20 protein-coding genes and 1 riboswitch are annotated in these 20,061 nt (G+C 64.5%); of the genes, 16 read left to right on the top strand and 4 right to left on the bottom strand.

The window, feature by feature from the left end; genetic code table 11:
• Positions 1-94 precede the first annotated feature (94 nt).
• Positions 95-466, bottom strand: coding sequence for a hypothetical protein (locus C0456_RS10975; protein ID WP_291051739.1), 372 nt, complete (start codon positions 464-466; stop codon positions 95-97).
• 204 nt (positions 467-670) lie between these two features.
• Between C0456_RS10975 and C0456_RS10970 the strand changes: the two genes are divergently transcribed.
• On the top strand, positions 671-1,510 hold the full coding sequence (locus tag C0456_RS10970) for an LD-carboxypeptidase (RefSeq protein ID WP_291051737.1): 840 nt from the start codon (positions 671-673) through the stop codon (positions 1,508-1,510).
• A gap of 167 nt (positions 1,511-1,677) precedes the next feature.
• Here C0456_RS10970 and C0456_RS10965 read toward each other — a convergent pair whose 3' ends face one another.
• From C0456_RS10965 to C0456_RS10955, 3 genes are read right to left on the bottom strand one after another with little or no spacing between them, the layout of a single operon-like run.
• Positions 1,678-3,096 (bottom strand): NAD(P)(+) transhydrogenase (Re/Si-specific) subunit beta, encoded by a 1,419-nt coding sequence (locus C0456_RS10965; protein ID WP_291051734.1) that lies wholly within the window; start codon positions 3,094-3,096, stop codon positions 1,678-1,680.
• Between the two features lie 3 nt (positions 3,097-3,099).
• A complete protein-coding gene (locus tag C0456_RS10960) occupies positions 3,100-3,468 on the bottom strand; it encodes a proton-translocating transhydrogenase family protein (RefSeq protein ID WP_291051731.1) in 369 nt (122 codons plus the stop codon).
• Positions 3,468-4,595: a Re/Si-specific NAD(P)(+) transhydrogenase subunit alpha gene (locus C0456_RS10955; RefSeq protein WP_291051728.1), complete on the bottom strand. Its 1,128-nt coding sequence runs from the start codon at positions 4,593-4,595 to the stop codon at positions 3,468-3,470. The genes C0456_RS10960 and C0456_RS10955 overlap by 1 nt, the downstream gene beginning before the upstream one ends.
• Before the next feature lie 59 nt (positions 4,596-4,654).
• On the opposite strand from C0456_RS10955, the gene C0456_RS10950 reads away from it, so the two are divergent.
• The 15 genes from C0456_RS10950 to C0456_RS10880 all read left to right on the top strand — a co-directional run bounded on the left by C0456_RS10950 (position 4,655) and on the right by C0456_RS10880 (position 20,029).
• A complete protein-coding gene (locus C0456_RS10950; RefSeq protein WP_291051725.1) occupies positions 4,655-5,422 on the top strand; it encodes an SDR family oxidoreductase in 768 nt (255 codons plus the stop codon).
• Between the two features lie 248 nt (positions 5,423-5,670).
• Positions 5,671-5,859, top strand: a riboswitch (cobalamin riboswitch).
• A gap of 115 nt (positions 5,860-5,974) precedes the next feature.
• On the top strand, positions 5,975-7,825 hold the full coding sequence (locus C0456_RS10945; protein ID WP_291051722.1) for a TonB-dependent siderophore receptor: 1,851 nt from the start codon (positions 5,975-5,977) through the stop codon (positions 7,823-7,825).
• Positions 7,822-8,631 (top strand): hypothetical protein, encoded by an 810-nt coding sequence (locus C0456_RS10940; RefSeq protein WP_291051719.1) that lies wholly within the window; start codon positions 7,822-7,824, stop codon positions 8,629-8,631. Before C0456_RS10945 ends, C0456_RS10940 begins: the two co-directional genes overlap by 4 nt.
• Positions 8,628-9,611, top strand: coding sequence for an iron ABC transporter permease (locus C0456_RS10935; RefSeq protein WP_291051716.1), 984 nt, complete (start codon positions 8,628-8,630; stop codon positions 9,609-9,611). Before C0456_RS10940 ends, C0456_RS10935 begins: the two co-directional genes overlap by 4 nt.
• Positions 9,608-10,357 carry an ABC transporter ATP-binding protein gene (locus tag C0456_RS10930; RefSeq protein ID WP_291051713.1) on the top strand — a complete coding sequence of 250 codons (750 nt, stop codon included), beginning with the start codon at positions 9,608-9,610 and terminating at the stop codon, positions 10,355-10,357. The genes C0456_RS10935 and C0456_RS10930 overlap by 4 nt, the downstream gene beginning before the upstream one ends.
• 119 nt (positions 10,358-10,476) lie before the next feature.
• Positions 10,477-10,719, top strand: coding sequence for a hypothetical protein (locus C0456_RS10925; RefSeq protein WP_291051710.1), 243 nt, complete (start codon positions 10,477-10,479; stop codon positions 10,717-10,719).
• An 85-nt stretch (positions 10,720-10,804) separates the two neighbouring features.
• Positions 10,805-11,677 (top strand): UTP--glucose-1-phosphate uridylyltransferase GalU, encoded by an 873-nt coding sequence (gene galU, locus C0456_RS10920; RefSeq protein ID WP_291051708.1) that lies wholly within the window; start codon positions 10,805-10,807, stop codon positions 11,675-11,677.
• A 191-nt stretch (positions 11,678-11,868) separates the two neighbouring features.
• Positions 11,869-12,864 carry a threonine/serine dehydratase gene (locus C0456_RS10915; RefSeq protein ID WP_291051705.1) on the top strand — a complete coding sequence of 332 codons (996 nt, stop codon included), beginning with the start codon at positions 11,869-11,871 and terminating at the stop codon, positions 12,862-12,864.
• 188 nt (positions 12,865-13,052) lie between these two features.
• The gene (gene cpaB / locus C0456_RS10910; RefSeq protein WP_291051702.1) at positions 13,053-13,937 is read left to right on the top strand and encodes a Flp pilus assembly protein CpaB; all 885 of its coding nucleotides are present in this window, start codon (positions 13,053-13,055) and stop codon (positions 13,935-13,937) included.
• Complete coding sequence (locus tag C0456_RS10905) at positions 13,937-15,235, top strand: type II and III secretion system protein family protein (RefSeq protein WP_291051699.1); 1,299 nt, start codon at positions 13,937-13,939, stop codon at positions 15,233-15,235. Before cpaB ends, C0456_RS10905 begins: the two co-directional genes overlap by 1 nt.
• Positions 15,236-15,237: 2 nt before the next feature.
• Positions 15,238-15,501: a hypothetical protein gene (locus C0456_RS10900; protein WP_291051697.1), complete on the top strand. Its 264-nt coding sequence runs from the start codon at positions 15,238-15,240 to the stop codon at positions 15,499-15,501.
• The gene (locus C0456_RS10895) at positions 15,498-16,715 is read left to right on the top strand and encodes a hypothetical protein (protein WP_291051695.1); all 1,218 of its coding nucleotides are present in this window, start codon (positions 15,498-15,500) and stop codon (positions 16,713-16,715) included. The genes C0456_RS10900 and C0456_RS10895 overlap by 4 nt, the downstream gene beginning before the upstream one ends.
• The gene (locus tag C0456_RS10890) at positions 16,712-18,088 is read left to right on the top strand and encodes a CpaF family protein (RefSeq protein WP_291051692.1); all 1,377 of its coding nucleotides are present in this window, start codon (positions 16,712-16,714) and stop codon (positions 18,086-18,088) included. Before C0456_RS10895 ends, C0456_RS10890 begins: the two co-directional genes overlap by 4 nt.
• A 13-nt stretch (positions 18,089-18,101) precedes the next feature.
• Positions 18,102-19,085 (top strand): type II secretion system F family protein, encoded by a 984-nt coding sequence (locus C0456_RS10885; protein ID WP_291051689.1) that lies wholly within the window; start codon positions 18,102-18,104, stop codon positions 19,083-19,085.
• Between the two features lie 11 nt (positions 19,086-19,096).
• Positions 19,097-20,029, top strand: a complete 933-nt coding sequence (locus C0456_RS10880; RefSeq protein WP_291051687.1) for a type II secretion system F family protein — start codon at positions 19,097-19,099, stop codon at positions 20,027-20,029.
• The last annotated feature ends 32 nt before the right edge of the window (positions 20,030-20,061 follow it).

Below are 20,061 nucleotides of genomic sequence, written 5' to 3'. Positions count from 1 at the left end.
CCACGCACCATCGTGGCGATTTTGGTGAGTTGGCTTTTATGTTGATCAGCACGAACTCAGTTCGAGCGCTGATGCGCACGTTTGAGTTAAAATCCTAGCCTAGCAAAAGTGAGGGTAGAGCTTCGATTTGCTCGCATTCCACAATGTTATCGTTGGGGATGTTGAACCCAATCTCTCTTAGTGCGTCAGCGTCCTTGTCATGCAAACGTCCCTTGCTTTTGTGGCTTGCGCTGCCGTCCACATTCACAACCACGTGCTCGTCTCCCTTGCGACCATAAACATGCGCGTGCGTTTGACCAACTCCATGCGTAGGCTGATCGATGCGGATGTTTTTTTCAAAACGCCCTTTAATCCATTTGCCCTCTTCTAAGAGCTGTCCGGATATACCGTCCTTCGTGATCACGATGTCTTCAATGAACGGGGTCAGCGCTTTCTCAATTGCGTCTTCCAAGTCTCGAATTCGCATCTTCAACAGTCTCCGATAGCAATTGTTCCAAACATCTGACTAAATCTTAGTTGTTTCACCGCATGAATCGCAGGCAGTCTACTATGAAGATTAGCTATCAAAAATTGCATGATTCAAGTGCGTTGGTTGGTTGTGTGAGTCTAAGCCAGTTCCAATTTCGCGGGAACACCGCTTAAACTGCATCCGCAACTCTGGGAAAGTGACATGGGCGCGAAGGTGACACGTATCGGCATTGTCGCGCCTGGGCGGGTGCTAGACGAAGGCATTGCGGACCGTGTAACGGCCATTGCGGGGGATGCGGTCGAACTCTTCTTCCACCCCCAATGCTTCCTGCACGATGGCCACTTCGCCGGGTCGGATGCCGCTCGGGCGGACGCTTTCGCCCAGTTTGCCAATGATCCCAGCCTCGATGCGATCTGGTTTGCGCGGGGGGGGTATGGGGCTTGCCGGTTACTGGATATGGCGTTTGAGCGGCTGGGCGCGGCGGCGCGGCGCAAGACGTATATGGGGTATAGCGATACCGGGTTCCTGCTGGCGCGGCTGGCACGCGATGGGATTGGCCGGGTGGCGCATGGGCCGATGCCGGCGGACATTCTGCGCGAGGGCGGCGAGGCCGCCGTGCGCCGGGCGATCGGGTTTCTGAGCGGGGCGGACGGCGAGGCGGGCGTTGAGCCTGGCACGCTCGCGCCGGGAAAGTACGCGGCGTATAATATCAGTGTACTGGCGAGTTTGATCGGGACGGTGCATGCGCCCGACCTTTCCGGGGCGACGCTGCTGATCGAGGATGTGGGCGAGTATCATTACCGGCTGGACCGGCTGATGTTCACGCTGACCTCCAGCGAGACGGTGCGCGCGGCCGCCGGCATCCGGCTCGGCCGGTGCGGGCCGATCCCGGTGAATGATGTCGATTTCGGGCAGGATGAGGAAGAGATTGCGCGGCACTGGTGCGCGCGCAGCGGCATCGCGTATCTTGGCCGGGCGGACATTGGCCATGATGTGGCGAACAAGATTGTGGTGTTTGGGGCGCGGGGCGTGGGGGCGTGAGCTGAGCCCGCTCTATCCTTCGACTTCGCTCAGGATGAGCTTCTCGATAGAAGCGCTACACCTCGGAGCTCATCCTGAGCGAAGTCGAAGGATGGGCGGGTATCCGGATCAAAAAAGGCGGGCATCGCAGTGCGAGCCCGCCTTTTGTTTGGGTGCAGATGAACGCCCTACAGCGCCTTGACGATGTCCTCGACCATCTTCTTGGCGTCGGCGAGCAGCATCATCGTGTTGTCGTGGAAGAACAGCTCGTTCTCGATGCCGGCATAGCCAGAGCCCATCGAGCGCTTGATGAACAGCACCGTGCGGGCGTTTTCCACGTCGAGGATGGGCATGCCATAGATCGGCGAGGTCTTGTCGGTCTTGGCGGCGGGGTTGGTCACATCGTTGGCGCCGATGACGAAGGCGACATCGGAGGCGGAGAATTCCGAGTTGATGTCTTCCAGCTCGAAAACCTCATCATAGGGCACCTGCGCTTCGGCGAGGAGGACGTTCATGTGGCCCGGCATCCGGCCCGCGACGGGGTGGATGGCGTATTTCACTTCGACGCCTTCGGCTTTCAGCTTTTCAGCCATTTCCTTCAGCGCGTGCTGGGCCTGGGCGACCGCCATGCCATAGCCCGGCACGATGATGACCTTGGAGGCGTTCTTCATGATGAAGGCGGCGTCTTCGGCCGAGCCGCGCTTGTAAGGCCGGTCTACCTTCGCGCCGCCCGCAGCGGCCGCTGCGTCTTCCCCGCCAAAGCCGCCAAGGATGACCGAGATGAAGCTGCGGTTCATGCCTTTGCACATGATGTAGGAAAGGATCGCGCCCGAGGAGCCGACGAGCGCGCCGGTGATGATCAGGGCGAAGTTGCCGAGCGTGAAGCCCAGCGCCGCGGCGGCCCAGCCGGAATACGAGTTCAGCATCGAGACGACGACGGGCATGTCTGCCCCGCCGATCGGGATGATGAGCGTGATGCCGAGGATCAGCGCCAGAACCGTCAGACCCCAGAAGGCCCAGTGGGCGCTGCCGCCGGACTGGATGAGGATCACCATCAGGGCGATGATGCCGACGCCAAGGGCGATGTTGAGCACGTGGCGGGCGGGCAGCAGGATCGGCGCGCCGCTCATATTGCCGTTGAGTTTGGCAAAGGCGATGACCGAACCGGTGAAGGTCAGCGCGCCGATGGCCGAGCCGAGGCCGAGTTCGATGAGGGAGACGGGGTTGATGCCCGTGACACCCAGGATGCCGAAGCTGCCCGGCGCATAGAGCGCGGCCGACGCGACCAGCACGGCGGCAAGGCCGACGAGCGAGTGGAAGGCGGCGACGAGCTGGGGCATGTCCGTCATCGGAATTTTGCGCGCGATGATCGCGCCGATGGTGCCGCCGATGGCGACCGCGCCGATCATCAGGCCCCAGGTGGCCGGGTCCAGCAGGTCCCAGAGCAGGATGATCGTGGTGGCGACCGCAATGGTCATGCCGATCATGCCGTTGCGGTTGCCCTTCTGGCTGGTGGCCGGGCTGGAAAGGCCGCGCAGGGCGAGGATGAAGAGGATGCCCGAGACGAGATAGAGCAGGGGCGCCCAGGTCGAGTGGAACTGTTCCAAGGCTTACTGTCCCTTCTTCTTATACATGGCCAGCATGCGCTGGGTGACGAGGAAGCCGCCGAAGATGTTGACACTGGCGAGGGCAACCGCGATGGCGCCGAGTATCTTGGCGACCCAGCCTTCCGAGCTGAGGCCGTGGGCGGCCGCCGCGACGAGCGCGCCGACGACGATCACGGACGAAATCGCGTTGGTCACGGCCATCAGCGGCGTGTGCAGCGCGGGCGTGACCGACCAGACGACATAGTAGCCGACGAAGCAGGCGAGCGCGAAGATCGCGGCCAGGAATACGGTGGAGTTGATGCCGCCGGCATCGGCAAAGGCCGGGAGCGCGAAAGCGGCAAGGGCGAGGGAGCTGGCAAGAGCGCGTTTCATCACTTCAGCCTTTCGCTAACGGTTGCGCCGTTCCGGGTGAGCAGCATGGCGACGACGACTTCATCCTCAGTGTCGAGGGTGAGGGCGCCGCCTTCGGCCGTGATCAGCGGAATGAAGGCGAGCAGGTTTTTGGCGTAGAGGGACGAGGCGTCAGCCGGCAGGCGGGCGGGCAGGTTTGAGAACCCGGCCACTTTGACGCCGCCCACATCGACGATCTCATCGGCCTTGGAGAGCGGGCAGTTGCCGCCCTGGGAGACGGCCATGTCGACGATGACCGAGCCGGGCTTCATCGATTTGACCATCTCTTCGGTGATCAGCACGGGCGCCGGGCGGCCGGGGATCAGCGCCGTGGTGACGACAATATCCTGCTTGGCGATGTGGCTGGCGGTGAGGGCAGCTTGCTTCGCCTGGTATTCGGGCGACATTTCCTTGGCATAGCCGCCCGAGGTTTCGGCCGCCTTGAACTCGTCATCCTCGACCGCGATGAACTTGGCGCCGAGCGAGGCGACCTGTTCCTTGGCGGCGGGGCGCACATCATTGGCCGTGACGACCGCGCCGAGACGGCGGGCGGTGGCGATGGCCTGGAGGCCGGCGACGCCGGCGCCCATGATGAACACCTTGGCCGGGGCGACTGTGCCGGCCGCGGTCATCATCATCGGCATGGCGCGGCCATAGATCTGCGCGCCTTCAATGACCGACCGGTAGCCGGCAAGGTTTGACTGGGACGAGAGCGCGTCCATCGACTGGGCCCGCGTGATTCGGGGCGTGAACTCCATCGAGAGCGCCGCGATCTTCTTCGCGTTCAGCGCGGCGAGTTCCTCGGCCGGATAGGCGTAGGGCTCCATCAGCGCGATCAGCGCCGCGCCTTCGGGCAGGGCGGCGATCTCGCCAGGTTCCGGGCGGCGGACCTTGAACACAATGTCCGCGCCGCTTGCCGCCTCGGCAGCCGAGCCAGCGATGCTGGCGCCTGCTTCGGTAAAGGCTGCGTCCAGGAAACCGGCAACGGTTCCTGCTCCTCCCTCGACCGTGACCGTGTGGCCCAGGCCAATTAGCTTCTTGACTGTCTCCGGAGTTGCCGCCACGCGGGTCTCGCCGGGTCGCCGTTCTTTGAGCACTGATATCTTCATAGGCACTTGGATTAGGTTAAACTTTGCGCCGTGCAATAGTTATTTTGAGGGTTTAGGGCATGAGTATGTTTAGTCTGGCTAATCGCGTGGCTCTGGTTACCGGAGCGTCAAGCGGCCTGGGCCGCCATTTTGCGCATGTTCTGTCCGATGCCGGGGCTACGGTTGTCCTGGCGGCACGGCGGATGGACCGGCTGGAAGAAGTGGCGGGCGCGATCACCCGCAAGGGCGGGAATGCGCTGTCGGTGGCCATGGATGTGACCGATGATGGCAGCATCGTCGCCGCCTTTGATTCCATCAAGGAGGCCCTTGGCCGCCCGGCTGACATCATCGTCAACAATTCCGGCATGTCGCGCGAAGGCTGGTTCCGCGACATGAGCGAGGAAGACTGGAACGCCGTGATCGACACCAACCTCACCGGTGTGTGGCGCGTGGCCAAGCACGGCGCGAACGCTATGGTGGCCGCCAAGGCGAAGGGCTCGATCATCAACATCGCCTCGATCACGGGCCTCCACCCCCAGGCTATGACGACGGCCTATTGCGTGTCGAAGGCCGGGGTTGACCACATGACCCGCCAAATGGCGCTGGAGATGGCCCGCTATGGCGTGCGCGTGAACGCGATCGCGCCGGGCTATTTCAAGACCGAGATCAATGACGAGTTCCTCGAGAGCGAACAGGGCCTGCAGATGATCCGCCGGATCGCCATGCGCCGCATCGGCGACATCAACGAACTGGCCGGGCCGCTGCTGCTGCTGGCCTCGGATGCCGGGAGCTTCATGACAGGCTCGACGCTCGTGGTTGATGGCGGGCATTTGCTAAATAGTCTTTGATTGACCACGGCCCTGTGTGGGCGTGGACGGATGACCCTGTATCGCAGGTTCGTCACCCCGGAATTTGCGCAGCAAATGTCCGGGGCCCAGCAGTGCCGCCGGAAACTGGATCCCGGTCTTCGCCTCTGGCGAAACCGGGATGACGCAACCGGAAGGTTGAGGAATGGGCGCGTCGGCCAAATCCTCTGCGCTTCCCCACCTTCGGAGCCCGAAGCCTTGCCGCTTGCCGCGCCGCAAAATTCGCATTACAGCCGCGTTACGCAACAGGTGCCCGGTAAAGTCCGGGTGAAAAGGGAAGCCGGTGGGAATCCGGCGCTATGCCCGTAACTGTGAGCGGGGAGCCGTGTGAGCCACACGCCACTGGGAAACCGGGAAGGCAGCTCACCCCGGCGATGATCCGCGAAGTCAGGAGACCTGCCTGTTGCCGTCGTTGGCTCGCCGTCCGGGTACAGGCGTAGGGCCGCGGAAGGCAACCTTCCGTTCATGCGACATGTCATGAACCCGCCGCGAAAGGGCTAAAAGCCCTCCGGCCAAAGAAGGACCTGTGGACCGATGTTCCTCAGACTCACACTCATGGGCGCTTCTGCGCTCGTCCTCAACGCATCCATCGCGCAGGCTGAAGAAACCCGCGTGCTCGACCCAGTTGAAGTTTCCGGCCTGCGCGCCATTGAACTCGATAGCGTAACATCCTCCGTATCCGTACTGACGCCGGAGGATCTGGCCGTTCGCCTGTCGCCGAACCCGGTGGACCAGCTTCGCGCGGTTCCGGGCGTGGCCGTCTCCCGCTCGGGCGCTGTTGGGGGGCTGACCCAGGTGCGCATGCGCGGCGCCGAGGCCAACCACACGCTGGTTCTCTTCGAGGGCATCGAGATTTCCGATCCGGTGAACGGGGAGACTGATTTCGGCCTGCTGACCGCGCTGCCGGTTGGCCGCATCGAAGTGCTGCGCGGGGCGGCGTCTTCGATCCACGGATCAGACGCGATTGGCGGTGTGGTGTCGCTTTCGGCGGCGCGGGAAGCGGGGCTAAATGCGTATGCCGAAGCCGGCAGCTTTGGCACCGTGCGCGGCGCGCTTGGCTATGGCGGGCCGAAGTTTGGCGCTGCCGTGACCGGCTTCACCACCGACGGCGTGGACACCTCGGGCACCGGCGGCGGCAAGGATGGCTCCGAAGCGTTTTCCGGCCTTCTGACCAGCAAGCTTGAGCTGGGGGCGGACTGGGCGCTCTCTCTGGTGGGGCTTGCCCGGCAGACGGAGTCCGAGTTCGATGCGGATACGGACTTTGATGGCCTTCTCAACGATACTGACCATCGCACCGAGGCAGATCAGTGGCTGATCGGCGGCGCGCTGACGGGCACCTATGGGCCGCTCGATCATGTCATCCGCGCCAGCTTCAATCAGGTGGAGCGCGACAATTTCAGAGCCGGGGCAAAGACCGATGACGCCAAAGGCAAGCGCACGAAGCTCGCCTGGTCGCCAAGCTACACCACCGGCGTTCACACGCTGACCGGTCTGGTGGACTATGAGCGCGAAACCTATGACCGCCGCGATGTTCAGTATGGCGGTGGCACGGACGCGTCCGAAGCGTTTGAGTCTGTTGGTTTTGCCGGCGAATACCGCCTTGCGGCGGGCGACTTCGACTTTTCCGCATCGGCGCGTCATGACGACAATAAAGGCCGGTTTGAAGATGCGACCACCTGGCGCCTGGGCGCGGGCTATGCGTTCGAGCAGATCGGCGGGCGCGTGCGGGGCTCGGTTGGCACGGGTGTGAAGAACCCGACGTTCACGGAGCTGTTTGGCTTCTTCCCCGGCAGCTTTATCGGCAATCCGGACCTGAAGCCGGAAGAATCCACCAGCTGGGAAATCGGCTGGGAGCAGACGGTTGGCCCGTTCAGCTATTCGGCGACCTACTTCAATGCCGATCTGGAGAACGAAATCTACACCGCGTTCAATCCGGACTTCACCTCCACGGCGGCCAACCGCGCGACCGACAGCGAGCGTAGCGGCGTCGAACTTGCGGCGCGCTGGCAGGCGCTGGCAAACCTCGCTGTCTCCGGCCAGGCGACCTTCTTCGACTCGCAGGACAATAACGGCGTGGATGAAATCCGCATTCCGGACGCCACTGCCTCGCTGGCGATTGACTGGACGGTGAGGCCGGATGGCCTGCGCCTCGGCGCGGCGCTCGACTATGTGGGCGATCAGGGAGACACCGATTTCGGTCCGTTCCCGGCGCGCCCGGTTACGCTCGGCGCGTATACGCTGGCGTCCGTCACGGCAGAATATCCGCTGACGGAGCGTATTGCCATCACGCTGCGCGGCGAGAACATCTTCGATGAAACCGCGACAGACGTTTATGGCTATAATGGCCCTGGCGCCGGCGTCTTCGTGGGACTGAAGCTGCGGTGAGACTGCGGCTTGCCGCCTTGCTCCTGATGGGGCTGACCGGCTTTGCTTCGGCAGAGCCGGTCTTCCCATCGCCACGGCCGACGATTGTGTCGCTGGACTATTGCGCCGACCAGTTCGTGCTGGCGCTGGCAGACCGGGAGCAGATCCTTGCGCTCTCCAAGGACAGCGAACGCCAGTTCAGTCATCTGAGAGGCAGGGCGGCAGGCATTCCCAAGGTGCGCGCGGCGGCAGAGGATGTCGTCGCGCTCGCTCCGGATGTGGTCGTGCGCAGCTGGGGCGGGGACGCGCGGGCCCTGGGGCTTTATCAGCGTTTCGGCATCCGTACCGTCCAGATCGGCTATGCAAATGACGTTGAAGGCACGGGCGGCCTGCTGCGCGAAGTGGCCGCCGCCATCGGGCAGGGGCCGCGGGCGGAAGCCATTCTTGCTGCCGTCCCGAAGCCCGCTGCGCCGAGCGGGCGCAAGGCGCTTTATGTGACGCCCGGCGGCGTGAGCGCGGGCAAGGATACGATGATCGCGTCCATCATGACCCATGCTGGCCTTGAGAACGCCAATACAGGATCAGGCTGGACAAGCCTGCCGCTGGAAAGTCTGGTGATGGACCCGCCGGGGCTGATCCTGGCGGCGTTTTTCGGATTTGACGATGACGCAACCGACCGGTGGTCCGTTTCGCGCCATCCGGTGATGCGGCGGCTGATGGCGAAGGCGCAGGTGATCGACATGGATGAGGCCCGCGTGTCCTGCGGCGGCTGGTTCGTGGCCGATGAGGCGGCGGATATTGCCGCAGCGCTGGAGGCGGCGCGATGAGCCGGTTGACGCTTGGGCTGGCGCTGGTGGCGGCCGTGCTGTTTGCGCTTTCGGCGATTGTGGGCACAGCCGCAGTGCCGGTGAGCGACGCGCTGGCGGCGCTGGCCGGGCAGGGCGATGAGCGCGTGCAGGCGATTGTCTGGGAACTGCGCCTGCCGCGCGCTGTGGCGGCATTTGCCGTAGGCGCCGCTTTGGGACTGGCCGGGGCGGCGCTGCAGGGGTTACTGCAGAATCCGCTGGCCGAGCCGGGCGTGCTGGGTGTGTCTGCCTTCTCGGCGCTGGGCGCGGTGGTGGCGATCTTCTTCGGATTTGCGGCGGTGAACAGCTTTGCCGTGCCGGTGGCGGCCATTCTGGGCGCGAGCGTGGCGACGCTGCTGCTGGTCTTCGCCGCGATACGCGGGGCAGGGAGTGTGACGCTGCTGCTGATCGGGATTGGCCTGTCGAGCTTTGCCGGGGCGCTGATGTCTCTGGCTCTCAACATGGCGCCCAACCCCTATAGCCTGGCGGATCTGGTGAACTGGATGATGGGCTCTGTGGCCAACCGCTCCTGGGCGGACATCCTCCTGGGGGCGCCCGGATGGGTGATCGGGGCGGCGCTGGTGTTCCTGGCGGGGCCGGGGCTGCGGGCGCTGAGCTTTGGCGACGAGACGGCAAGGAGCCTTGGCGCCGATCCCGCGCGCATCCGCCTGCTGGTGATTGGGGGCACCTCACTGCTGGCGGGCGCCAGCGTGGCGACGGCGGGCACCATCGGCTTTGTGGGCATCGTGGCGCCGCATGTGATCCGCCCGTTCGTGCGGCATGATCCGCAGCGGCTGCTGATCCCTTCGGCCCTGCTGGCGGGGATCATCCTGATGGCGGCGGATATTGCGATCCGCGTGCTGCCCTTCCAGCAGGAGTTGAAGCTGGGCGTGGCGGCCGCGCTGGTGGGCGGGCCGGTGTTCATCTGGATCGCCGCGCGGCTGGGGAGGGCGTCTGCATGATTTCGGCTGAGCACCTGACCGTGACGCTGAATGGGCAGGAGGTGGCGCGGGACGTTTCCTTCTGGCTGAATGACGGCGAGATGGCCGCGCTGGTGGGGCCCAACGGGGCGGGCAAGAGTTCGGTGCTGAAGGCGCTGGCGGGGGTGACGCCTTCTGCCGGCGAGGTTCGCATAGGCGGCTATCCGGCGGATAAGCTGACCGTCCGGGAGCGGGCGAGGCACCTGGCCTGGCTGCCCCAGACCCGGCCTGTGGCGTGGAACCTGGTGGTGGAGGATGTGGTGGCGCTGGGCCGGTTTGCGCAGGCGCCGGCGCCTTTTGACCGGATGGGGCAGGCCGATCGGGCAGCCGTGTGCGAGGCGTTGGACAAGGCGGACGCGGCCCACCTTTCCGGGCGGCCATTTCAGGCGCTGTCGGGCGGGGAACAGGCGCGGGTGCATCTGGCGCGGCTGCTGGCCTCTCCAGCGCCGGTGCTGCTGCTGGACGAGCCGTGCGCGGCGCTGGATGTGGCCCATCAGCTGGACCTGATGCGGGCGCTGGCGGCGGAGGCGGCGGCGGGGCGGACGCTTCTGATCGTGCTGCACGATCTGGAACTGGCGGCGCGGTTCTGCCCGCGTATCCTGGTGATGCAGGCGGGCGCGCTGGTGGCGGACGGGGCGCCGGAGGCGGCGCTGTCGGCCGGGACGCTGGCAGATGTATTTGGCGTCAGAAAAAATGCTGACGGGCGGCTGGAGCGCGCAAATCGCTGACATTGCGGGCCATTTGGCGGCATTCTTGAGAATTTTCGCTGCCGCGTTAGGGTCATGTTAGGTCAGTTTTGGGACAAACTCGGACAAATCGGGACAATCAGATCCCCCAGGGTGACCCCATGAACGCCGTCAAGAAACCTCTCGACCAGGAACCGGAAACGCCAGCGGCCACCCCCGCCAGCGAGACGGCAGAGGCGCCGGCGCGTACGGGACACCATTCCCCGGTTCACATTCTTCACGCGCGCCTCGAGGCGGCCTTCTCCCCGCAGAATGAAAGCCGGCTGACGCGCATCTTCACCATGCTGCTGGTGGTCGCGCTGTCGACCTGGCTGGCGGCGCTGGTCATCCAGAGCGGCGTCTGACCGGAATTCCCCTGACCGGCGATTTGCTGGACAGCGGCGAACCGGGACGCTAGGTCACTGCCGGGTTTCAAGGAGTTTTACGCGCATGCGCGTCAGAAAAGCTGTTCTTCCCGTTGCCGGGCTCGGCACCCGTGTGCTGCCGGCCACCAAGGCCATCCCGAAGGAGCTGCTCCCCGTCGTCGACCGGCCGGTGATCCAGTATGTGGTGGACGAGGCGCTGGAAGCGGGGATCGAGCACATCGTGTTCGTGACCGGGCGCGGCAAGGGCGCCATCGAGGACTATTTCGACCATGCCTATGAGCTGGAGACCCAGCTGAAGGCAAAGAACAAGACCGACATCCTCAAACAGGTCGAGGCTTCGCGCCTCCCGGCGGGCTCGTCGAGCTTCGTGCGCCAGCAACAGCCCCTCGGCCTTGGCCATGCCGTCTGGTGCGCGCGCGATGTGATCGGCAACGAGCCGTTCGCCGTGCTGCTTCCCGATGTGATCGTGAAGGGCAAGCCCTCGAGCCTCAAGCAGATGGTCGACGCCTATGACAAGGTCGGCGGCAATGTCATCGCGGTCGACCCCGTGCCGGAGGAGCGTGTCTCTTCCTATGGCGTGATCGCGCCGGTCTCGCGGGATGGCCGCCTGATCAAGATGTCCGGCATGGTGGAGAAGCCGCCGCGCGAGAGCGCGCCGTCAAACCTTGCCATTACCGGCCGCTACATCCTGCAGCCGGAAATCTTCGCCCTTCTGGAGAAGCAGGGCGCGGGCGCGGGCGGGGAGATCCAGCTGACGGACTCGATGGCCAAGCTGATGGAAATCCAGGACTTCTACGCCTACGAGTTTGAAGGCAGCGTCCACGACTGCGGCAACAAGACCGGCTATTTCGACGCCGTCCTCGCCCACGCGCTGGACAATCCGGACACGGCAGACTTTGCCCGCGCCCTCGTGAAGAAGACCGCGCAGGGGCTTTGAGGCTCTTTTAGCCGGACTGTCGCAGCCCTCACCTCCCACCGCCTTTGGCGGCGGGCCCCTCCTCTCCCGGAGGGAGAGGGGTTAAGGGGGCGGCTCGGGATGACGGGGTGAAATATCCTGTCACATGATGTGGGATGGGCGGGCCGTTTACCCGCTTTACGCAGCGGCGCTGTTCTGGTTAGGACCGCGGCATGACCCAGACGCTGAAACTCCCCGCTTTCGAAGATGTTCTTGCCGCTGCCGAGCGCCAGCGCGGCGTGGTGCGAGAGACGCCCGTGCTCAGCCATGAGGCGCTCGACGAAGCTGCCGGGGCGGAGGTGCTGATCAAGGCCGAATGCCTGCAGGTGACCGGGAGTTTCAAGATCCGGGGGGCGATGAACCGGCTGGCGCAGGTGCCGCCTGAGGGAAAGAAGGCCGGCGTGGTGGCGTTTTCCTCCGGCAACCATGCGCAGGGCGTGGCGCGGGCAGCGAAGCTGCTGGGGATGCCGGCGATCATCGTGATGCCGGCGGACGCGCCTCAGGTGAAGGTGGACGGGGTGATCGCCGATGGCGGCGAGGTTTACCTTTATGATCGCAACACGGAGGACCGCGAGGAAATCTGCGCGCGGCTGGCGGCTGAGCGCGGGGCGGTCATTGTTCCGAGTTATGATGATTTTGACATCATCGCCGGGCAGGGCACGGCGGGGCTTGAGTTCGCGCGCCAGGCCGAGGCGATGGGCAAGCCGCTGGACCATCTGATTTCCCCCGCTGGCGGCGGCGGGCTGATCAATGGCGTGGCGCTGGCCTTCGGGCAGCTGTCCCCGGCAACGCAGATATGGGCCGCTGAGCCCGAGGCGCATGATGACTGGGCGCGGTCTCTGGAAGCGGGCGAAATTCTTGCCAACGCGCCGGGCACACGCTCGATCTGTGACGCGATCCTCACGCCAAAGCCGGGCTATCTCACCTTTGCGCTGGGCCAGCGCCAGTTGGCGGGCGCTTTGCGGGTTTCCGATGAAGAGGTGCGCGAGGCGATGCGGATGGCGTTCCGCTATCTGCGTGTCGTGGCCGAGCCGGGCGGGTCTGCCGCGCTGGCGGCGGCGCTGCGGGGTGTGCCCGAGGCCATGAAGGGCAAGCGGATCGGCATCATCCTTTCGGGCGGGAATGTGGACGTGGCGCAATATGCCGCCATCCTCAGACCGGCCGGCTGAAGCTTGGTTTACGCGCGTTAACCACGTCCGCTTACGGATAATAATCCGTAAACCGGGATCAAGTATGGTTAAATTCACCTTCCGCACCCGGATGAGATTAACCGCGTCTCTTTCAGGAGACCTTATAACGCATTGCTTAAACCTGTAGCCGGGCACGCAGCAGACGCTGCGCGATGGAGGGCTTCAGAATGAAAGCGATACCCCTGATAAGCCTCGGCTTGTCTCTGGCGCTGGGCGCGGGCGCTATTTTCTTCGGGCGGGAATTCATGGGCAATGGCAGCCCGGCGGCAAATGCCGCCGTGGCGGCGGCGCCTGCCATTCAGATGACGCAGATTGCCGTGGCGGCGACAACCATCGAGCCGGGCAAGCTGATTGACCCGGCGATGGTGGAGATGCGGGACTGGCCGGCGAGCGCCGTTCCGCCGGGCGCCCTGCGCGCGGTTACCGACATTGGCGAGAAGGCGTATTCGCGCGGACTGATGGTGGCGGGCGAGCCGCTGCTGGCCGGGAAGATCGACACGACCGGCAGTGTGCTGACATTGGCTGCGAACATTCAGCCTGGGATGCGGGCCGTTTCGGTGGTTGTGTCCAACGATACCGGTGTGGCGGGCTTCGTGCTGCCGGGCGACCGGGTGGATGTGAACGAATTTGTGGAGGCAAAGGACGCGCGGGCCGCGCCGGAGGACGCGCGGCGTTCGGCCAATGTGCTGGCGCAGCCGGTGCTGAAGGGCGTGAAGGTGCTGGCGGTGGACCAGACCTTTGAGTCCGGGCTTGAGGGCGCAAGGCCCTCCAACACGGTGACGCTGGAAGTGACGCCGCAGGACGCGCTGCTGCTGGGCGCGGCGAGCCGGCGTGCGGCGCTGGGCCTGGCATTGATCGGACGGGAGGAAGAACTCGCCGAGGTGATCGAGGCGCCGAAGGTGGCGAAGAAACCGCAGACGCGCCCGGCACGGACCACGCGCGCCCCGGCAACGGCGACCGTGCGCGTGATCAATGGATCTCAGGATACACGGGTGACAACACCTGTGGCGCCGCCGGCGGCAAGCGCTGCGGCGACGGAAGGGGCGGGCTGATGGGCAACATGAAACGTATACTGATGGCCAGTGTCGTGGCGGCGCTCTGCGCGCAGCCGGTTCTGGCCTGGACGCAGCGGTCTGCGGCGGCGGGAGCTGACCGGCTGGAGCTGCGCCGGGGAAAATCGGCGGTGGTCGAGGCGGACGCTTCCTTTGCGACCATCGTGGTGGCCGATCCTGAAATCGCCGAGGCGATGCCGACCTCCAACCGTTCCTTCTTCGTGCGCGGCAAGCGGCCGGGCGGCACGACCGTTCTGATCTATGATGAGGCCGGCGCGATTGCAGAACTGATCGAGGTTGAGGTGAAGCTTGGCCTGGACGAGCTGCGCGGCGATCTGCGCCGCCTTCTGCCGGGAGAGATCATTGATGTGTATGCGGTGCATGACGGGGTGTATCTCGACGGGAAGGTGACGACGGCTGCGGCGGCGGAAATGGCGCTGCAACTGGCCGAGCGGCATGTGCCGGGCGGGGTGGCGAATGGGCTGTCTGTGGGGCAGAGCCAGCAGGTGATGCTGGAGGTGCGCTTCCTGGAGGCAAGCCGCAATGCCGTGCGCGAGATCGGCTTTGGCAACACGATCAACGCAAATGATGTGGTGGTCGGCACCGAGAGCGGAACGGTTTCCGGCCTGCTGGAGAAGACGCTTGCGGTGTTCACCAATGTGGGCGGCGAGAATATCGACATTCGCTTGCGGGCGCTGGAGGAGAAGGGCGTGGTCCGTACCCTGGCAGAGCCCAACCTCGTGGCGCTGTCTGGAGATACGGCGAGCTTTCTGGCGGGGGGCGAGTTTCCCATTCCCGTGGCGAGCCGTGATAATGAAGTAAGCGTCGAGTTCAAGAAGTTCGGTGTGAGCCTTGATTTTACGCCGACGGTTCTGGGCGATGGGCTGGTGAACCTCCGGGTACGGCCGGAAGTCTCTGCGCTGGACCGGGGCAATGGCATCCGCGCCTCCAACATCGATATTCCGGGCGTTTCCGTGCGCCGGGCGGATACGACGGTGGAGCTGCATGACGGGCAGGCCTTCGCCATCGCCGGCCTTCTGCAGAACAATTACAGCAATGATGTGCGCCAGACGCCATGGGTGGGCAATGTGCCGGTGCTGGGGGCGCTGTTTTCTTCCAAGCGGTATCAGCGCAACGAGACCGAACTGGTCATCATCGTGACGCCGCGCCTGGTGCAGCCTTTCTCGCATCCCGAGGCGGTGGCCTCGCCGCTGGACGCGGTGGCCGAGCCCACGGAAGTCGAGTTCTTCCTGCTGGGCCACACGGTAGGCGGCCTTTCCATAGCTTCAGGGAACTGATCATGCGCAGACCTATCAGACTTTCACTTGTCGCCGCCCTGATGGTGCTTTGCGGATGCGCCTCGCATGACCGGCAGGATCAGTATGTGCTGGGCGAGGCCACGCGGGCCAACATTGCGGCGCAGGCTGTGCGGGACGTGAACGTTCCCAATTCCCGCCCGGTGGAGAGCAGTTCAGGCGTGCGTGCGGCCAAGGCTGTGCAGGCGCTGAACGAGGGCAAGACGAAGAAGCTCGCCGATGCCGGCGGCACGGGAGGCGGGGAGTGAGCCACGGAGCGGCAGCCCCGCAAATTCCGGGGGCAGGCGGCGCGCGGTCGCCCCTGCCGGCGCTGGCAGTATTGGCGCGGGGCGAGGTTACCGCTGCGCTCGCGCCGATGTGTGCGGAGCTTTTTGATGTGTCTGCCCTGACGCCCCCGGAAACGGTGCTGCGCCATGGCGGCGGCCTGATCCTGATCGAGCAGGGCATGCCGGGCTGGGATCAGCTGTTGCTGCTGCTGGCGGTGGAGCGGCCGGGCAGCGCGGTGATCGTGGTGTCTGATCAGCTGCCGGCGCATATGGTGCGGGCTCTGATGAAAATCGAGGCGTCGGACATTCTGCCGTCTTCGGCGGGCGCGGGCGACATTGCCAGCGCTTTCGAACGGCTATGCGAGACGCGCGCCGCGGAAAAAGAGAAGGCGCCGCCCCAGGCATCTGTCTGCTGGGCGTTTCGCGGGGCCGTGGGCGGGGCGGGCGTTTCCACGCTGGCGATTGAAAGCGCGTTTGCCTTGGCGCGGATTGTCGGTCCGGACAAGGTGTGCCTTGTCGACCTGAACCTCGCCGACGGGATGACCGCCTCATTCCTTGAGGCGGTGCCCAAGCTGGACCTCAAGGCGCTGTCTGCCGCGCCGGAGCGGCTGGACGCGCGGCTGATGGCGGCCTGGTGCTGGCAGCATGAGGACGGCGTATCGATCATCGCCTCGCCGCGCGATCCCGATGCCGACGCGCTGGCGACGGAGGCGGCGATCCTGCGGCTTCTGGATGTGGCGTGCGGCACGTTTGAATATGTGCTGCTCGACATGCCGCGCCACATGATGCCATGGACAAAGCCGGTTCTGGCGGTGGTGGATCAGGCGATTGTGGTCAGTGAGCTGACGGTACCCAGCCTGCATGCGGCGGCCGACATGTGCCGGGATATTGACGCGCTCCGCAAGGATGGCACAAAGGCGCGCCTGGTGCTGAACCGGATGTTCCCGAAGAAGAACTTCCGGGCCGGTTTTCCGGTTGAGAAGGCTGAGAAGTCCATCGAGCGGACGATTGATGTGACCATCACGTCTGACTGGGACGCGGCGCGCACGGCGGTAAATCTCGGCAAGCCGATTGCGGACGTTAAACCGAAAAGCCCGCTGGTGGCGGATGTGGCGGGGCTGGTGCGCAAGCTAGCGCCGGAAGAAACGCTCGCCACGCTGGCGGCGAGCCACAAGGCAAAGAGGGCGAAGCGATGAGCCGGTTTGGATTTACCAGCGCGGCGCCTAAACCGCCAGAAGAGACGCCTGCGGCTGTTACCCCGGTATCCCCGGCGCCCCGCAGCATGCCGGAGCAGGCCGCATTCGACCTTCTGGACGCAAAGCTCCGCGTGCATGCAAAGCTGATCGACGAACTGGATCTTTCCGCGCTGGACAAGCTGGATGATGACACGATGCGCCGACGCGTGCGCGGCATCATCAGCGAGATCATCCGCAAGGAAGAGATGGCCCTTTCAGCGGCGGAGGAAGCCTCCTTTGCCGATGCCGTGATGGATGAGATGACCGGTCTTGGCCCGATTGAACCTCTGCTTAAGGACGATTCCATTGCGGACATCCTGATCAATGGCTGCAACCAGGTGTACGTTGAGCGGCGCGGCAAGCTGCAGCTGGCGCCGGTGCGCTTTGCCGACAATGATCACCTTTTGCGGATCGTTCAGCGGATCGTGGCGGCTGTGGGCCGCCGCGTGGATGAGAGCCAGCCCCTGGTGGATGCGCGCCTGCTGGATGGCAGCCGGGTGAACGCCGCGGTGGCGCCGATTGCGATCGATGGGCCGCTCGTCTCTATCCGGAAGTTTTCAAAATCACCTTTGACCATGGACAAGCTGGTTGCGTTTGGCGCAATCCCCAAGCCCGTGGCCGATTTCATTCTGGGGGCTGTGAAGTGCCGGGCCTCGACCGTGATTTCGGGGGGCACAGGCTCGGGCAAGACGACGCTGCTGAACGCGCTCTCTTCTGCCATCAGCCCGGACGAGCGCTTGATCACGATTGAGGACGCAGCCGAGCTGCAATTGCAGCAGCCGCATGTGGCGCGGATGGAAACGCGCCCGCCGAACATTGAAGGCAAGGGCGAGATACGCCAGCGGGAGCTGGTGAAAAACGCCCTTCGGATGCGGCCGGACCGGGTGATCCTCGGCGAGGTGCGCTCTGAAGAAGCTTTCGACATGCTGCAGGCGATGAACACCGGCCATGAAGGCTCGATGGCGACGATCCATGCCAACAATCCGCGCGACGCCATCACCCGCCTGGAGCAGATGGTGATGATGGGCGGCATGAAAATTTCCGAAGAAGCGATCCGGGGGCAGATAGCCTCGGCCGTGAACTTCATTGTTCAGGCAACGCGGCTTTCGGACGGCTCGCGCAAGGTGATCTCGATTGCCGAGATTACCGGCATGGAGGGCTCTGTCGTTCAGCTGCAGGAGATCTTCAAATTCGAGCGCACCGGCACTTCGCCCGAGGGCAAGGTGATCGGCCATTTTGTGGCGACGGGCCTGCGCCCGAAATTCATGGATGAGATGGAGCGCAAGGGCGTGTTCATGCCCGCGGGCCTCTTTGATCCATCGAGCAAATTCTGAAAGGCTGCCGCCCGTGTTCTCGCTGCCGGATATTGCAAACCTCGACCTGCGACTGGTGATCCCGGCGATCATGGCAGTGGGGGCGCTGGTTCTGGCGGCGCAGTCTGTGCTGAGCCTGATCTCGGATGTACGTACACAGCAGATTGTGAACCGGCGCCTGCAGTTCAAGGAGCGCTTTGCCACGCATAATGAGGCGATGGTGGAGCTGCGCAAGAGCCGGGGGCTGGACCGGGACGGCAACCTCACCATGTCGCTGCGCTGGCTGAACCAGCTGATCGTGCGCTCTGGCCTGAAATTCCAGCCGGCGCGCTGGGCAGGCATGTCTCTGGCGGGCGCGGTGGTGGCGGGCGGAGCGGCGTTCGTCTATCTCGGCGGCTTGGTGGCGGCGATCCCGGTATTTGTTGCGGTCCTGATTGGCGCGCCGATTGTCGTTATACGGCATATCGCCATGAGCCGGGCAAAGAAGCTGGCGGCGCAGCTGCCCGACGCGCTGCAGATCGTCTGCCGCAGCCTGGAGGCGGGTCATCCGGTGGCCACGGCGGTGAGCCTTGTGGCGCGCGAGATGCCAGACCCTATCGGCACCGAATTCGGCATGACGGCTGATGAGGTATCCTACGGCATGTCGCTGACCAATGCGGTGCAGCGCATGGCCGAGCGGGCGGGCGATCCGGATGTGGAACTGTTTGCCGCGACGGTTCGCCTGCAGGAGAAGACCGGGGGCAACCTGACGGAGCTGCTCAAGTCCAACACCAATACAATCCGTGAACGGCAGACCATGCGTCTCAAGGTGCGCGCGGCATCCTCCGAAGGGCGGGTTTCGGCGATGATCCTTACCTCTGCTCCGTTCATCGTGATGACCGCGATCCATATGCTGCGCCCGGAATTCTATGGAAGCGTCATCCATGAGCCGATGATCCAGTACAGCTTTGCGGGGCTTCTGGTGTGGATGGGGATCGGCAATCTGGTGATGAACCGCATGATCAATTTCAAGATGTAAGGGGACGGAACATGTCTGCGCTGCTTGCATCCGGTCCGGTTGTCCCGATGATCCTGGGAGCCCTTGCATTGCTGCTGGCCGTGCCGGGCATCCTGTCTTTCGTGCGCAGCCGGCAGGATGCCGGAGACATTGAGCGGCGGCTGACCCAGCGGCCGGGGGCTGCGCCTGCCGAAGCAAAGCGGGGCGAGAACCGGCTTGGCAAGGCGGTGATGGGCATCGCGGACAATGCGGCGCCTACGGACGGGGCGGAAGTCAGCGCGGCGCGCGCGAAGCTGAACCTGGCAGGCTTTACCGGGCCGAAGGCCGTGCCGCGCTATTTCTTTGCGCGCTTCGTGTGTGTGGTGATCCCGCAGGTGGGGCTGTTCTTTGCCCTGCCTTATCTGCAGGAGTTTCCGAAATACGCGCCGATCCTTGCCTCGATCACGCTGGTGCTGGCGGGGCTGGCGGCGCCGGGGAAGTTCCTCGATGCGCGCATTGCCCAGCGCAAGCAGGCCTGCTCCAGCGGCTTTCCGGACATGATGGACCTGATGGTGGCGTGCGTGGAGGCGGGACTGAGCCTCGACGCTTCGGTGCAGCGGGTCGGCGAGGAGCTGGAGCTGCGCCATCCGATCATTGCGGGCCATATGCGCACCCTGTCCCTGGAGCTCCGGGCGGGCCGGTCCCGCAAGCTCGCCTGGCGCGCGTTTGCCGACCGGCTCGGAATCGAAGAGGCCGGATCGCTGGCCACAATGCTGCGCCAGGCCGAGGAAATGGGCACCAGCCTCGGCCAAACCTTGCGGGTTTTCTCGGCAGATATGCGCCAGCGGCGGATTCTGATGGCGGAAGAAAAAGCCATGGCGCTGCCCGCCAAGATGACTTTGCCTTTGATTTTATTCGTTTTTCCTGTGCTTCTGGGGGTGCTGATCCTGCCGGCGGTGGTGATGCTGACCAAGACGCTTGGCTGAAAAGCCGCTAGGCGAAGCCGAATGGGATTGCT

Origin of the sequence: Hyphomonas sp., assembly GCF_013823385.1 — a bacterium.
Classification (GTDB): domain Bacteria; phylum Pseudomonadota; class Alphaproteobacteria; order Caulobacterales; family Hyphomonadaceae; genus Hyphomonas.
The sequence above is the reverse complement of the archived record's forward strand: the minus strand, read 5'-3'. Positions and strand labels throughout refer to the sequence as shown.

Coding starts and splice junctions, on each gene's coding strand:
- C0456_RS10975 (WP_291051739.1), bottom strand. CDS start 466: ATGCGAATTCGAGACTTGGAAGACGCAATTGAGAAAGCGCTGACCCCG.
- C0456_RS10970 (WP_291051737.1), top strand. CDS start 671: ATGGGCGCGAAGGTGACACGTATCGGCATTGTCGCGCCTGGGCGGGTG.
- C0456_RS10960 (WP_291051731.1), bottom strand. CDS start 3,468: ATGAAACGCGCTCTTGCCAGCTCCCTCGCCCTTGCCGCTTTCGCGCTC.
- C0456_RS10955 (WP_291051728.1), bottom strand. CDS start 4,595: ATGAAGATATCAGTGCTCAAAGAACGGCGACCCGGCGAGACCCGCGTG.
- C0456_RS10950 (WP_291051725.1), top strand. CDS start 4,655: ATGAGTATGTTTAGTCTGGCTAATCGCGTGGCTCTGGTTACCGGAGCG.
- C0456_RS10945 (WP_291051722.1), top strand. CDS start 5,975: ATGTTCCTCAGACTCACACTCATGGGCGCTTCTGCGCTCGTCCTCAAC.
- C0456_RS10935 (WP_291051716.1), top strand. CDS start 8,628: ATGAGCCGGTTGACGCTTGGGCTGGCGCTGGTGGCGGCCGTGCTGTTT.
- C0456_RS10930 (WP_291051713.1), top strand. CDS start 9,608: ATGATTTCGGCTGAGCACCTGACCGTGACGCTGAATGGGCAGGAGGTG.
- C0456_RS10925 (WP_291051710.1), top strand. CDS start 10,477: ATGAACGCCGTCAAGAAACCTCTCGACCAGGAACCGGAAACGCCAGCG.
- galU (WP_291051708.1), top strand. CDS start 10,805: ATGCGCGTCAGAAAAGCTGTTCTTCCCGTTGCCGGGCTCGGCACCCGT.
- C0456_RS10915 (WP_291051705.1), top strand. CDS start 11,869: ATGACCCAGACGCTGAAACTCCCCGCTTTCGAAGATGTTCTTGCCGCT.
- cpaB (WP_291051702.1), top strand. CDS start 13,053: ATGAAAGCGATACCCCTGATAAGCCTCGGCTTGTCTCTGGCGCTGGGC.
- C0456_RS10905 (WP_291051699.1), top strand. CDS start 13,937: ATGGGCAACATGAAACGTATACTGATGGCCAGTGTCGTGGCGGCGCTC.
- C0456_RS10900 (WP_291051697.1), top strand. CDS start 15,238: ATGCGCAGACCTATCAGACTTTCACTTGTCGCCGCCCTGATGGTGCTT.
- C0456_RS10890 (WP_291051692.1), top strand. CDS start 16,712: ATGAGCCGGTTTGGATTTACCAGCGCGGCGCCTAAACCGCCAGAAGAG.
- C0456_RS10880 (WP_291051687.1), top strand. CDS start 19,097: ATGTCTGCGCTGCTTGCATCCGGTCCGGTTGTCCCGATGATCCTGGGA.